Source organism: Brevibacillus agri, assembly GCF_004117055.1.
In the GTDB taxonomy this organism is placed as follows: Bacteria; Bacillota; Bacilli; order Brevibacillales; family Brevibacillaceae; genus Brevibacillus; species Brevibacillus agri.
This window is the reverse complement of sequence record NZ_CP026363.1, coordinates 4487731-4501616: the sequence shown is the minus strand read 5'-3', so window position 1 is coordinate 4501616 and position 13886 is coordinate 4487731. Positions and strand designations below refer to the sequence as shown.

Genomic DNA, 13886 nt, shown 5'->3' with positions numbered 1-13886 from the left:
AAGAACCGCTTCGAGCGACGGCCTCACGGCTAGCCCGAAAGCGGTTCTTTTGTTAGGTGCGTTTTCCCCGAATGTAGGTCCAGATGTCCACGAACACGTTGGCTTTGACCAGCGCGTTAATCAATACGAGTGAGACAGGGCCGATAATCAGCCCCAAAAAGCCGAACAGTTGCAGGCCGACGAACAGGGCGACCAGCGTGAGCAGCGGATCGAGACCGACGCTTTCCGCGACGACCTTTGGCTCGATGATCTGGCGGAAGATGAGAACGACCGCGTACAGGATGGACAGTCCGATGACCATCGTGTAGTTGCCTTTGAAAAACAGGTAGATGATCCACGGAACGAAGACGGTTCCCGTTCCGAGATACGGCAGCAGATCGACCAGGCCGGTAATCAGCCCGATCGTAATCGCGTATTCGACGCGCATGATGAGAAGGCCGACGATCACGATGGCGGCCGTCAGCGAGATGAGCGTCAACTGCGCCTTGAGAAAGCCGAGCAAAGCGCCGCGAAGGTCGCGGAAAATCTGGTCCAGCCGGTTGTTGACGCCGCTTGGCAACAGGCGGCGGAAGCGCGCTTCCCAGAGGAAGAAGTCTTTGGAAATAAAGAACGCGCCCATGATGGAAATAACCGATACGGTAGCCATGTTCGGCAGGGAGACGAGCACGTTTTTCAGGCCGTCCAGGAAGCTGACAATCAGGTTTTGCCCGGCGTGGGTGATGGAAGTAATGCCGCTTCCGACCGTATTGCTAATTTTGTCCTTGTAGTTCGGGTCAAGCTGGTCGTAAATCCATTGCACCTGGTTGTAGATGCCGAGCAAAAAGTCTTGCGAGATCGTCCGCTGCAAATACTCGGACAGCTCCTGGGCGAATCCCGGCAGGCGCTTGGCCAGCTCGCCGATCTCCACGACGGTTTCCGAGACGACCAATGTCGCCAGCCCGATGGCGAGCAGCATCAAGACGAGCAGGGCGAGAGTGACCGACAGCCAGCGCGGAATCTTGAACTTTTGCGTGACGAACGTGACCGGCTTGTGGATCAAAAGCGCGATGACTAAAGCAATTATAAATGGGTAAAGTAAGGGTGTTGCAAACTGAAACAGCCAAATTCCTACATAAACAAGCAGGCAAACCCAGAAAAAGCGAATGATCTGAAAGAGGCGCTCCACCCAGTTTTCCTGATTCAACAAAGGTCTCCTTTCTGCCATCGAACAGCACACAAATCCTTATGGAACTATTATGCAGCAAGCCGGACAAATGGAGCAAGTTCGCGCAAAAAACAAAACCGGGTTTCATCCTTTGAAACATTTTTTCGCCAATCTTATTCACAAAATCGCAATAATCTTTTATAATTGGGTCGACTTATAGTGGATTCTTTTCACTCGCCTCTCCCCCTTGGCATGTTCTAAGGATTTGCGTGGATCTATTCCCTGACAAGAGTGGTGGATGAAAGAAACCGCTGCCATCAACTTCATATTTGCTGTGGATAAAGTCGTTTATCAGTCACAAGGACAAGCGAGGACTGGATAAGCGCTACTACTTGAGTGGAAAAGGAGAGGGAGTTCTATGACAACAACACGTGGACTAGAAGGCGTCGTTGCCGCTCAATCATCGATCTGTTCGATCGTCGATGGGGTTCTTTGCTATGGCGGGATCAACATCGATGAGTTAGCAGAACATGCAACTTTTGAAGAGGTTGTATATTTGCTCTGGCATGGAGCGTTACCGAAGCGTGATCAGCTAGACGCTTTGAAAAAACAATTGGGTGAAAATGCAACAGTGGCAAAAGAAGTGCTGGAGAGCATCCGCCACTACCCAAAAGGCGTACACCCAATGGCGGCGTTGCGCACAGCTGTCTCTTCGTTAGCGCTCTACGACCCAGAAGCGCAAGACATGTCTCCTGAAGCCAACTATCGCAAATCCATCCGTCTGATGGCTCAAACTCCTACCTTGATTGCCGCTTACGAGCGCATGCGCAAAGGTCTGGAGCCAGTTGCTCCTCGTGCAGATTTCACCATCGCCCAAAACTTCCTCTACATGCTGACTGGCGAAGAGCCGACAGAAACAGCAGTGAAAGCGTTTGACGTTGCGCTGGTTCTGCATGCTGACCATGAGTTCAATGCATCTACCTTCGCTGCTCGCGTAACCGTTGCGACCTTGACTGATATCTACTCCGGTATCGTCTCTGCCATCGGCACGCTCAAAGGCCCTCTGCACGGCGGCGCCAATGAAGCGGTTGCGAAAATGCTGGTGGAAATCGGCAGCCTCGACAACGTAGAATCGTACATCCGCGCCAAGCTGGACAACAAAGAGAAAATCATGGGCTTCGGACATCGCGTCTACAAAGATGGTGACCCGCGCGCGAAATGGCTGAAGCAAATGTCCCAAAAGCTGACCGCGCAAATCGGTCGTCCAGAGCTGTATGAAATGTCCGTGAAAATCGACGACATGATTTCCAAGGAAAAAGGACTGAAGCCAAACGTTGACTTCTACTCCGCTTCCGTGTACATCTCTCTCGGCCTGGAAACTGACCTGTTCACACCGATCTTCGCTATCAGCCGCATGTCCGGCTGGACGGCTCACATCATGGAACAGTATGAAAACAATCGCCTGATCCGTCCGCGCGCGGATTACACCGGTCCGGTCAACCAACACTACGTTCCGATTGACCGCCGCTAAACACTCGCTATTTTCGAGCGTGGAGGGCACCTGTTCCCTAAGCGCAAGCTTGAGAACTACCACAAGCAGTGGTAGTTCTCCTACGTCTGGAAATATTCATAATCACCTATTATCTTCACCACTGGAGGGATTCTTGTGTTCAAAAACCTTGCACAACCAACTGCCGGCGAAAAAATTACGGTTGATAACGGCAAACTGGTAGTTCCAAACAACCCGATCATTCCTTTCATCGAGGGCGACGGTACTGGCCCTGACATCTGGAAAGCTTCCGTTCGCGTACTGGATGCAGCGGTAGAAAAAGCATACAACGGCGAGAAAAAAATCGCTTGGTTCGAAGTATTCGCAGGAGAAAAATCGTTCAATCAATACAACGAGTGGCTGCCAGAAGATACATTGACAGCGATCCGCGAATACTTGATCGCCATCAAAGGTCCTCTGACTACACCAGTAGGCGGCGGTATCCGTTCCATCAACGTGGCGCTGCGCCAAGAGCTGGATCTGTACGCTTGCGTGCGTCCTGTTCAATACTTCGATGGCGTTCCATCCCCTGTGAAACATCCTGAATTGACAGATATGGTTATTTTCCGCGAGAACACAGAAGATATCTACGCTGGTGTTGAGTGGGCAGAAGGCACTCCGGAAGTGAAAAAAGTAATCGAATTCCTGCAAAAAGAAATGGGCGTGAAGAAAATCCGCTTCCCGGAAACTTCCGGTATCGGGATCAAGCCTGTTTCCAAAGACGGTACAGAGCGTCTGGTTCGCGCAGCGATCAACTACGCGATCGACAACAACCGCAAATCCGTTACCCTCGTACACAAAGGCAACATCATGAAGTTCACCGAAGGCGCGTTCAAAAGCTGGGGTTATGCAGTGGCTGAAGCGGAATTCGGCGACAAAGTGTTCACTTGGGCACAATACGACCGCATCAAGGCTGAAGGCGGCGACGCTGACAAAGCGCAAAAAGAAGCAGAAGCGGCTGGCAAAATCATCGTAAAAGACGTGATTGCGGACGCGTTCCTGCAACAAATCCTGACTCGTCCTGCCGAGTACGATGTAGTAGCAACCCTCAACCTGAACGGTGACTACATCTCCGACGCGCTGGCTGCACAAGTTGGCGGTATCGGTATCGCTCCAGGCGCAAACATCAACTACCTGACTGGCCATGCGATCTTCGAGGCAACTCACGGTACAGCGCCTAAATACGCTGGTCTGGACAAAGTGAACCCATCCTCCGTGATCCTGTCCGGAGAAATGATGCTGCGTCACCTGGGCTGGAACGAAGCGGCTGACCTGATTATCAACTCCATGGAAAAAACCATCTCCGCGAAAACCGTAACGTACGATTTCGCTCGCCTGATGGAAGGTGCAACCGAGCTGAAATGCTCCGAGTTTGCTGACGCGCTGATTCAAAACATGTAAGATAAAGATAGTTTGGCAACGATTACCTTACATTTTGGAGGGGAGTTAAGTCATGGCATTCAACCGTAAAAAAATCGCTGTTATCGGTAGTGGCTTCACTGGTGCAACCACAGCATTTATTTTGGGGCAAAAAGAACTGGGCGACGTCGTATTGGTTGATATTCCGCAACTGGAAAACCCAACAAAAGGGAAAGCGTTGGATATGATGGAGTCTTCTCCTGTACTGGGGTTTGACGCCAACATTACAGGCACAGCCAGCTACGAGGACATCAAAGGTGCCGATCTGGTCATCATCACCGCAGGGATTGCCCGCAAGCCTGGCATGTCCCGCGACGACCTGGTGAACACAAACGCAGCCATCATGAAGTCGGTGGCGGAGCAAGTGAAAACGTATGCGCCAAACTCGATCGTGCTCGTTCTTTCCAACCCTGTTGATGCGATGACTTATACCTTCTACAAAACGTCCGGCTTCCCGAAAGAGCGCGTAATCGGGCAATCCGGCGTGCTGGATACGGCGCGTTTCCGTACCTTCGTGGCAATGGAGCTGAACGTCTCTGTTGAAGACGTGACAGGCTTCGTGCTCGGCGGACACGGCGACGACATGGTTCCATTGGTGCGCTACTCGTACGCGGGCGGCATTCCGCTGGAAACATTGATCCCGAAAGATCGCCTCGATGCGATCGTCGAACGCACCCGCAAAGGCGGCGGCGAAATCGTCAACCTGCTCGGTAACGGTTCCGCCTATTACGCCCCGGCTGCCTCGCTGGTGCAGATGGCTGAAGCGATCATCAAGGACAAAAAACGTATCCTGCCATCCATTGCGCTTCTGCAAGGCGAGTACGGCTACCACGATCTCTACCTCGGTGTTCCGACCCTCCTGGGGGCAAACGGGATCGAGAAAGTGATCGAGCTGGAACTCACCGCAGAGGAAAAAGCAGCCCTCGACAAATCGGCTGATTCCGTGCGCAATGTCCTGGCTGTTTTGAAATAGCCGGGTCGAGATGAATAACCAAGACGCCTTTCTTCGCGAAAGGCGTCTTTTTTTGCGGGAACGTCCAGTGGAGGTGAAGCAAATGACGTCTTTGTCCGGTGGCGGGCGGGGCGAACTGCTCGGCCGAAGTAGTTGCGAGACGAATGAAGTGCAAGGCGCCTTTGGCTTGGGGGAGTTTTTTGCGTGTTTTCCTTTTGCTCCTCTGGCTCGGTAGGAATTCTTCTAAAACCTTGTGTTTTTTTTCGCTTCCTCTACGAGCTGTGAGGTTCGGTCAGGCGTTCTTTGGGAAAAGCCGAGTAGGTCGAAGCTGCAGTGGAGGGAGGAAACAGGAGAAAGCGCAGCAGGTGCTTGGGGGCCTCTAGCGAGGGAGCGCAGACTGCCCGCCTGCGGGGAAAAAGGAAAACCGCGTCCAAAGTGGAGGATTCAGGGAAGCGGGTTCAAGGTGGACGCTTAAAAGCGTGTTTTCCCTTTTCCCCTCCGTCTCGGAAGGAGTCCCAAAGACCTTTGCGACTTTCTCCTGTTTTCTCTACGATCTGAGGGGGGCGGTCAGGCGTTCATTCGGAAATGACAAGGTGCTCATAGCGTAGTGAGGAGGGGAGCTGGAGTTTATATTGAATTATATTGCTTATTATCAGGCCCAAAAGGAGTTGCACCTATACGACTCTTTTGAGGGGGGTATTTTCAAAGAGGTAACAAACTTATATAGGGAAAATGTTGAATTTTTTTTGAACAAGTCGATTTAATGATAATTTTATTACAAAAATGGAAGGATTTTATAATAATGAGCACTTTGCATAATTCCATTTTCGAGAAAAAGACAACAGATTTATATGGCCTGTGGTTGGTTTCAATGTCGTGATGTGATGGCTTTGGAAAAATGGGCAGACCTGCAGAATTTTCGTCTATGCTGAAAAATTTAAGCTGCGGCTTTGCTTGAATGCTTAACCATGGCTAGTGCAGAAGCCAGCAATACAATGGCGTTAAGGTACTGGTGCGTTGTGACTTTCTGAATTCCCCAAACGTGCATCGCATCGGCAGTTAGATAGGTTTTCAAGCGGGAATTGCATCGTTCCACGCTAGTTCTTTCGTTGTACAGTTCTTTCCAACGCTTGCTCTCCCGATGCGGTGTGGAGTAGCGGCGCAGATCACTGGTTGTATCCACCTTAACGACCATCCCATAATTGGAAGACGAACAAGCGGCCATTCCGAGCGGGCAGTCTACCTTGCCTGTAGCATGGGGACAGCGGAATTTCAGAACATCGCCATCCGCTCCCCAATAGGTCATCGGAAAACCCATGGAGCAGCAAGGCGTTCCGTTTGATGTCATGCCGGCAGGCGGCTCTTTCTCATTGCGAAGATTCATCGGGATGATCGCCTGTGCTTTCAAATTCCGGGCAGCCTCATAGTTTTTTAGTTGGTCGTACCCAGCATCGAGGACAAAGAAGCTGACTTTGGTTTTTGCCGCGACTTGTTCCATCAGATCTGGCGCCATATCGCCGTCATGGACATGAGCCGGTGTCACGGCGAGCGCCATCGGCAGTTCGCTTTTGGTATCGACGGCGAGATGAAGCTTGTAGCCAAACCACTTCACCTTATTGCCGAAGGAGTCGAACTTGGCACCCCAGTTTGCATTGCCTGTGAGCTCGCTTTTACGTTTCGGCTGTTTCTTCTCGTAGGCATGGATCGCGGCACTATCGATGGCCACATGACTTCCATCGACGATGCCTTCTTGCTTGCAGCGTGTGACCAGATCCTCAAAAAGTCGCTTGACCAGGTCTTTGCTCGTAAGCTCGGCAAAGACGCGGCTCAACGTTGCCACGGAAGGAGCTTTCCGATCAAGCCGAAGTCCGCATCGATAGCGAAAACGAAGATCCATATCCAGCCGGCGATGTAGGCCAGTGAACGTACTGATATTCTCAAGCGGAGCTGCAAGCAAAGCCCGAAGGATTCCTTGTCTGCAGTGACCGTCAGCGCCTCGGGGGGAACGGCTTCTCAGTTCTTTGGCGTAAGGACGTAGGTCAAGAGCGCTGAAAAAGATAGGCAATCGTTCTTTGGATTCAAGTTTTTGCAGTTCCTCGAAGGAAAACAGACTTTCTTGAAGAATATACAAGGTGACTTCCTCCTTTTGGGCGTTTTTGGTTTGGTCACCGAAAAACTTCTCCAAATTGGGGTGAAGTCCCTTTTTTATCCCTAGAAATCCTTGTGTCTCAAGGGCTCAGATTTCTGCAAAATGCTCAATTTGTAGAATAATGTACTTGATGAAATTAAATAAATTAAGGAGGAAACATGAAAAAGCCATTTCTTGTTGTATTAACGATGTTTTTAGTCGTATTGAGCCTTGGTAATCTTGTTGCTTCTGCCAAAGGCAACAATGCAACAGTAGAAACAGGGGAGGTTGTTGTTGAAGACCTTACCTACGAGGAAGCAATGCAACGTATTGCAAAATATAGCGGTAGGTCGTTAGAGGAAGTAAAAAAAGAACAACCTAAAACACAAAAGAGCTTAAAAGCTTTAAGTGCAACATGCTCATACAGTGAAGTGTCTCAGCGATTATCAGTTTCAGGAACATATAAACCAAGATTTATTGCTATTGTAAATAAGTGCAGAGACGGTAGTTTCGGTTGGGTTTCTGACATTAGATATGCCGGATTAGATAGGTATCACGGGGTGAGCAAGCAATTTTCAGGTGATGTACAAGCGTGGGTAAAAAATAATCAACAAGGTATTGAGTATCTTGTAAACGGTGATTTTTATGATAATGGATCAACTACTCTAAATTTTCAAACCGGCATAGACACCCCGGTATTTAAAGCTACTTTTAGTGTTGCAAATGCATCAAATCATTACCGATACTTCTATAGCGGATATCAGTATCTCTCTGTTACTGGGAATTAAATAACTGCATACATTCAAAGGGGCAATCTTCAAGTCAAGAGAATGACCAGAGAGCCCCTTTTTGCTGTTCGGAGAAATTGTTTAGTTCGTTTTCTTTGAGATGAATTCGTTTGAAATTGTCTTAAAAATATTGGTGTACATTAGTTTGAGATTTTTTTCTGTCTTTTCATCATTTTCCAGGCCATATTCAAATATTTTATATTGCCCGTCTTCATTGATAAATCCAGTTGCAAACATACCGGAGCTCGTTGAGGGAGCAGTAGAATATGTTAGACTTTCTTCTATGAACGGGTAATATGATTTGGTTGATCCGATAAAGAAAACAGGGTATTTCAGACTTTTATAAAGCCTGGCAAATTGAGGTTTGGAAGCTTCCTCTAGGCACTCTGGCATGATAAATAATGCGTGAAACTCTGTATCCGATGCATTAATTAGTGATTCAAGGGTTGTTTCGATGAAATCAATATTTTCGTTGACCACAGGAGGCTGCCCGATCACTCCAATTTTTAGATTCTGCTCGTTATTGCCTGCAAAGGAGTTATCATTTACACATCCGGCAGTAAGCAACAGGCAGGCTAAAATGATATGTAAAAATATACTTCTCAATTAATCAACTCCCCGGCCTTTGAATTTTACATATAATACCATAATTTTCTTATATGGTCAAATCTTCATTATTAGGGGTGTACAAACATTTGGCTGTTATAATCTTTTAAGCCCGGGCTCTGCAACTACCTCTATGGGTTGCCCCGAAAGGCTTGTAAGATTTTTAAAACTCCCATCAACATCATTAGCCCCTGACGAGGAAAGAGGAGGTATACGCGAAAGCTCTTTGGGATCCCGACCGAGGTGGAAGGGAAAAAACGAAACACGCTTTTAAGCGTCCACTCTGAGACACATCCTGAATAAACCACTTTGGACGCGGTTTCATTTTTCCCTGGAACCGGGCAGTAGTGCTTCCAGCGGGGATCCCAAGAAGCTCCAGCGATTTCTCCTCTTTCCTCGCCGCCACGAAAGCTACGATCAAGGGGCTTTCAAAAAACACACCGGGACGAACCGAAGCTAAAGCTGCGATCAAGGGCTTTCAAAATTACCGGGACGAGCCGAAGCCAAAGCTACGAGCAAAAGGCCCTACGACCAAGGGACCTTTCAAAACACCCCCCGAAGCCTAACATCCCCTCCCTGATGCCCACCCCTCATTCGAGGCATACTACTCCAAAGAACCAACGGAACGCCCAAGCCACACCCACCACAGCCAGCCTCCAAACACTTTTACAAAAAAATTACTTGTCTTCCGGTTTCAGCATTGGCAGACTGAGAGGTGTAGAGAGAAGAAACAAACCAGAGGACGAAGGTCTGAAAACAATTAATCTGCAGCATCGCATTGGTAGGGGGAAACGGATAAAATGATTAAGGTTTTGGTAGTGGATGACGAAGCTTCCATCGTGAAGCTGCTGCAATTCAATCTGGAAAAATCGGGTTTCCAGGTAGTGACCGCCTTTGACGGCAGACAGGCGCTCGACATGGTGAAAAGCGAGCAGCCCGATTTCATCATTCTCGACTTGATGCTGCCCAAAATGGACGGCATGGACGTCTGTAAAACATTGCGCCAGGAGCGCATTAACACGCCAATCCTCATGTTGACCGCAAAAGACGATGAGCTGGATAAAATATTAGGTCTGGAGCTGGGCGCTGACGACTATTTGACCAAGCCGTTCAGCCCGCGCGAAGTAATCGCCCGCGTAAAAGCCATTCTCCGCCGCATTCAGGCAACCCCGGAAGCGGCGGTTGCGCCGGAAGATGTCGTGCTCCAGTTTGGCGACATCCGCATCTACCCGGAAAAATACGAAGTCTTTTGCAAAGATACAAAGGTAGAGCTGACTCCAAAAGAATTCGAACTGCTCAACTACCTCGCCAGCCACCAGGGGCGCGTGCTCACCCGCGACCAACTGCTGAACGCCGTCTGGAACTACGACTTTATCGGGGACTCCCGGATCGTGGACGTGCATGTCAGCCACCTGCGGGAAAAGCTGGAGGAAGACACGAAAAACCCGCGCTACATCAAAACTGTTCGCGGCTTGGGATACAAACTGGAAGGATAACAAACGGGAGGCACGACCTTGACTCGCTTTCGTATCAAACTCACCTTCACCATTCTGGGATTAATCTCATTGGTCCTCCTGTTGATGGGGATGTACTTTGCGAAGGTATTGGAAAATTCCTACCTGCAATCGCTGCATGAGCTTTTGTCCCGCGAGTCCAAGCTGGTTGCCCAGGCTGTCCGCTTCCCGACCGTTTTTGACAATCAGGAGATGCTCGCGGATCGCGTCCTCCAGGTGGCGCCATCCGACGAAGTCCGCCTGACCATCATCAACCTGGAAGGCGAGGTGCTGTACGACAACTCCTCCCATGCCGATGAGATGGAGAACCACCACGACAGGCCGGAAATGCTCGCGGCGCTCAATGGAGAGACCGGCATTTCCCGCCGCTTTAGCGAGACGCTGGGCTATGACATGATGTACGTAGCCGTGCCCGTCGAGCAGGGGACGAACATCGTCGGTGCCGTCCGCTCGGCCATGTCGATGAAAGACATTACGGACACGATCCACAACATGTGGTACAGCCTGCTGACAGGCTTGCTGGTGACGCTTGTCGTCGGCTCGATTGTGGTGTCGCGCATCTCCTTTTCGATTATTCGTCCCATCGAGGAAATTACGCGAGTCGCCCGCAACATTACCCAGCGCCAGTACGAGAGCCGGGTACGGATCAAGGCCAAGGACGAGATCGGCCAGCTCGCCGGCGCCATCAATTTCATGGCGTCCAGCCTGGAACAGCAAATGTACGAAATCTCCGAGAACCAGCAGCGGCTCGCCGGGGTGCTGACCAACATGACGAGCGGGGTCATTTTCATCTCGGAGCAGCGCAGAATCATGCTCGTCAACCCCGCCGTGGAAAAGCTGCTCGGAACAGCCGGACACGAGCTGGTAGGCAAGCTGCACATCGAGGCAGGCAAAAGCTTTGGCCTGTCCCAATACATTGACAGATGCCTGGACAAAAGCGAGAAGTTCCGGCAGGAGATCCACATTTACTATCCGCAGGAGCGCGTGCTCGACGTCAATTTTGCCCCGTACATCAATTTTAAAGGGGAATCGCGAGGCGTCGTCGTCGTGCTGCACGACATCACCGACATTCGCCGCCTGGAAAAGATGCGCAGCGACTTTGTCGCCAACGTCTCGCACGAGCTGCGGACGCCGATTACTTCCATCAAAGGGTTTACAGAGACGCTTTTGGAAGGGGCGATGCAGGACGAGGAAACGTGCCGCAATTTCCTGCAAATTATTTCGGATGAGAGCGAACGGCTGTACCGGATGATCCGCGACATTTTGGACTTGTCCAAAATCGAACAGAAGCGGATTCCCCTGCACCTCAGCCGCGTGCATGTGCAGGAGCTGATCCGCTCGGCAGCGGCGATCATGCACGACCAGGCGCAGAGAAAGCAGTTGAAGGTGACGCTGCCGGACAGCCAGCCGGACATTTGGTTGATGACAGACAAAGATTGTCTCCAGCAAATCGTCCTGAACCTTTTGACCAACGCGATCGCCTACACTCCGGAAGGCGGAGAGATCACGATCAGGACAGAAGCAGACGACGAACACGTGACGATTCAGGTTTCCGATACGGGCATAGGTATCCCGGAAAAAGACCTCACGCGCATTTTCGAGCGCTTTTACCGTGTCGACAAGGCGCGCAGCCGCGACTCCGGCGGAACGGGGCTGGGCCTTGCGATTGTCAAACACCTCGTCGACAACTTGCACGGCCAGATCGGGGTAGAGAGTGTGGAAGGAAAAGGCACCACCTTTACCGTCACTTTGCCGCTCGGCTGAAATATTTACACAAACAAAATAGTAGCTTTACCCGTGCAATACAATCCCCTTGTACTATTTGTCGTGTCAGACAAATGAAGGGGGACGAGGAACATGTCGCGGCACGCTTTCGAAGAGCAGTTGGACGTATTGCATCGCAAGCTCATGTCCATGGGCACATTGGTGGAAGAAGCCATTCATAAATCGATTAAAAGTTTGGTGGAGCGGGATGTTCAGCTTGCAGAGCAGGTCATTGCCGCCGATCCGGTCATCAACGAGCTGGAGCAGGAGATACAGAGCGAATGCTTCCGCCTGATCGCTTTGCAGCAGCCGGTAGGGAGTGACCTGCGCCGTCTGGGAACGATGCTGAAGCTGGTGACGGACCTGGAGCGGATGGGCGATCATGCGGTCTCCATCGCCAAAACGACACGCCGCCTGATGGCTGAACCGTATATCAAGCCGCTGATTGACATCCCGTTGATGGCCGATCATGTAAAAGCGATGGTGCGAGATTGCCTGAATGCCTATATCGCCCGCAACAAGGAAGCGGCAGAAGAGATCGCCGCTCGCGACGATATCGTCGACAAGCTGTTTGCAACGATTTTCCGTGACTTGATCGAAGTCATGACCAAAAACGGCAGCGCGATTTCCCAAGGGACGCATCTTTTGCTGGTGGCGCAATATTTGGAGCGGATTGCCGATCACGTCACGAATATTTGCGAATGGATCATCTACATGTCCACAGGCAAAATGACCGACCTGAACAAATAAGCCCGGGCGAGAACGTCTTGCCGGAGCAAAAAGCCACAAACGCCAAAAAGCCGCTGCGAGCCGTCTCAAGCTTGCAGCGGCTTTTTCCGCTCATGACAGACGCCTATTTCCTTCTGGCTGCATACAATACAACGATTCAACCCCATTATCAGCAAAAGAAGTACGGGAGGGAATGGCATGGCAAAACAAGTACGCCACATATACGCCGCAGGCAACACGGCGCGAGGATACAAAACGTTTTACGATTCGGTCCTGCAAGGGCTGGAGCGCGTCTACATCCTGTCAGGAGTCGTGGAGGGAGTCACGTCCCCGCTCATCGAAGCCATCGGCAAGGAGATGTCGCGCAAGACGAATCAGGTGGAGTGGATTCACTCTCCGTTTGTGAACGGGCAATACGACGGCGTTGTTTTTCACGAGTGGAGGGTCGCCATTATGGACGGCAGCTATCCTCGCATCTGGCGACCTGCTGCGCCCGGTGTGACGGAAATCCAGGTCAATTTGCAAACGGCGGTCGGCATCGAACAACTGGCCCCTTACAAAAAACAAATCGCGGCGTGGTACGAGGAGATTTTTGCCAAGAGCGAAGCCGCTTATCAGTCGTTCGGGGAAGCGCTGCGCATTCACGATGAATGGGAAGCGCCGTACATTGAAAACTTGAACCGCGAGGAAGCCAACCGCGTTACGGAAGAAGTAATCGCGCTGTTTTTTGGCGAGGAAAAGCTTGGCAAAAAGGCACGGGTGCGCAGAATGTACCTGGGGGCCGCCACGCCGCATGGGCCTGTCGATCACATCATGAAGCTGACAGACTCGTTGCAGAAGCGCTACTTCATCAAAGGAAGACCGGGATCAGGCAAGTCGACCATGCTGAAAAAGCTGGTAGTCGAAGCGGAAAACCGCGGCTACGACGTGGAGGTGTACCATTGCGGGCTGGACCCGCACAGCCTGGATATGGTGATCGTGCCGGAAAAAGGGCTGGCTATTTTCGACAGCACCGCCCCGCACGAATACTTCCCCAGCAAGGAGACAGACGAAGTCATCGACATGTACACGCGGGCCATCGCTCCTGGCACCGACGAGAAGTACCAGGAGGAGCTTGCCGACATCAAGGCTCGCTACACGCAAAAAATCAAGGAAGCTACGGCGTCCTTGCTCGCTGCCAAAGAACTGCGCGATCAATTGAACAATCTGTACAGCGAGGCTGCGGACCAGTCCAGGCTCAAAGCGGTCGCCCAGGCGATCATGAGCAGACTGGCGCGGATGGGATAAAGACAC

General features: G+C 51.0%; 11 protein-coding genes. 8 read left to right on the top strand and 3 right to left on the bottom strand.

The window, feature by feature from the left end; genetic code table 11:
* Window positions 1-52: 52 nt before the first annotated feature.
* Complete coding sequence (ytvI, locus tag BA6348_RS22030; protein WP_122953372.1) at window positions 53-1183, bottom strand: sporulation integral membrane protein YtvI; 1131 nt, start codon at window positions 1181-1183, stop codon at window positions 53-55.
* 379 nt (window positions 1184-1562) lie between these two features.
* Between ytvI and citZ the strand changes: the two genes are divergently transcribed.
* The 3 genes from citZ (at window position 1563) to mdh (ending at window position 5085) form a co-directional block, all read left to right on the top strand.
* The gene (gene citZ / locus BA6348_RS22025) at window positions 1563-2675 is read left to right on the top strand and encodes a citrate synthase (RefSeq protein ID WP_005834764.1); all 1113 of its coding nucleotides are present in this window, start codon (window positions 1563-1565) and stop codon (window positions 2673-2675) included.
* A 135-nt stretch (window positions 2676-2810) separates the two neighbouring features.
* On the top strand, window positions 2811-4094 hold the full coding sequence (gene icd, locus BA6348_RS22020) for an NADP-dependent isocitrate dehydrogenase (protein ID WP_005834761.1): 1284 nt from the start codon (window positions 2811-2813) through the stop codon (window positions 4092-4094).
* Between the two features lie 52 nt (window positions 4095-4146).
* Window positions 4147-5085 carry a malate dehydrogenase gene (mdh, locus tag BA6348_RS22015; protein ID WP_005834759.1) on the top strand — a complete coding sequence of 313 codons (939 nt, stop codon included), beginning with the start codon at window positions 4147-4149 and terminating at the stop codon, window positions 5083-5085.
* Window positions 5086-6001: 916 nt separating this feature from the next.
* On the opposite strand, the gene BA6348_RS22010 is transcribed toward mdh, so the two are convergent.
* A complete protein-coding gene (locus BA6348_RS22010; protein WP_007787630.1) occupies window positions 6002-7195 on the bottom strand; it encodes a transposase in 1194 nt (397 codons plus the stop codon).
* Between the two features lie 176 nt (window positions 7196-7371).
* Here BA6348_RS22010 and BA6348_RS22005 point away from each other — a divergent pair, with 176 nt between their 5' ends.
* Window positions 7372-7980 carry a hypothetical protein gene (locus tag BA6348_RS22005; protein ID WP_005834756.1) on the top strand — a complete coding sequence of 203 codons (609 nt, stop codon included), beginning with the start codon at window positions 7372-7374 and terminating at the stop codon, window positions 7978-7980.
* 81 nt (window positions 7981-8061) lie between these two features.
* On the opposite strand, the gene BA6348_RS22000 is transcribed toward BA6348_RS22005, so the two are convergent.
* Window positions 8062-8586, bottom strand: a complete 525-nt coding sequence (locus BA6348_RS22000; protein WP_005834754.1) for a hypothetical protein — start codon at window positions 8584-8586, stop codon at window positions 8062-8064.
* Window positions 8587-9386: 800 nt separating this feature from the next.
* Here BA6348_RS22000 and BA6348_RS21995 point away from each other — a divergent pair.
* The 4 genes from BA6348_RS21995 (at window position 9387) to BA6348_RS21980 (ending at window position 13880) form a co-directional block, all read left to right on the top strand.
* Window positions 9387-10082 (top strand): response regulator transcription factor, encoded by a 696-nt coding sequence (locus BA6348_RS21995; protein ID WP_005833838.1) that lies wholly within the window; start codon window positions 9387-9389, stop codon window positions 10080-10082.
* Between the two features lie 18 nt (window positions 10083-10100).
* Window positions 10101-11864, top strand: a complete 1764-nt coding sequence (gene pnpS, locus BA6348_RS21990; protein WP_007784790.1) for a two-component system histidine kinase PnpS — start codon at window positions 10101-10103, stop codon at window positions 11862-11864.
* A gap of 93 nt (window positions 11865-11957) precedes the next feature.
* Window positions 11958-12614 (top strand): phosphate signaling complex protein PhoU, encoded by a 657-nt coding sequence (gene phoU, locus BA6348_RS21985; RefSeq protein WP_005833842.1) that lies wholly within the window; start codon window positions 11958-11960, stop codon window positions 12612-12614.
* A 177-nt stretch (window positions 12615-12791) separates the two neighbouring features.
* On the top strand, window positions 12792-13880 hold the full coding sequence (locus BA6348_RS21980) for a PRK06851 family protein (RefSeq protein ID WP_005833844.1): 1089 nt from the start codon (window positions 12792-12794) through the stop codon (window positions 13878-13880).
* Window positions 13881-13886 lie beyond the last annotated feature (6 nt).

Bases quoted from the DNA above. Each gene is read 5' to 3' on its own strand.
- citZ (WP_005834764.1), top strand. From the start codon at position 1,563: ATGACAACAACACGTGGACTAGAAGGCGTCGTTGCCGCTCAATCATCG.
- mdh (WP_005834759.1), top strand. From the start codon at position 4,147: ATGGCATTCAACCGTAAAAAAATCGCTGTTATCGGTAGTGGCTTCACT.
- BA6348_RS22005 (WP_005834756.1), top strand. From the start codon at position 7,372: ATGAAAAAGCCATTTCTTGTTGTATTAACGATGTTTTTAGTCGTATTG.
- BA6348_RS21995 (WP_005833838.1), top strand. From the start codon at position 9,387: ATGATTAAGGTTTTGGTAGTGGATGACGAAGCTTCCATCGTGAAGCTG.
- phoU (WP_005833842.1), top strand. From the start codon at position 11,958: ATGTCGCGGCACGCTTTCGAAGAGCAGTTGGACGTATTGCATCGCAAG.
- BA6348_RS21980 (WP_005833844.1), top strand. From the start codon at position 12,792: ATGGCAAAACAAGTACGCCACATATACGCCGCAGGCAACACGGCGCGA.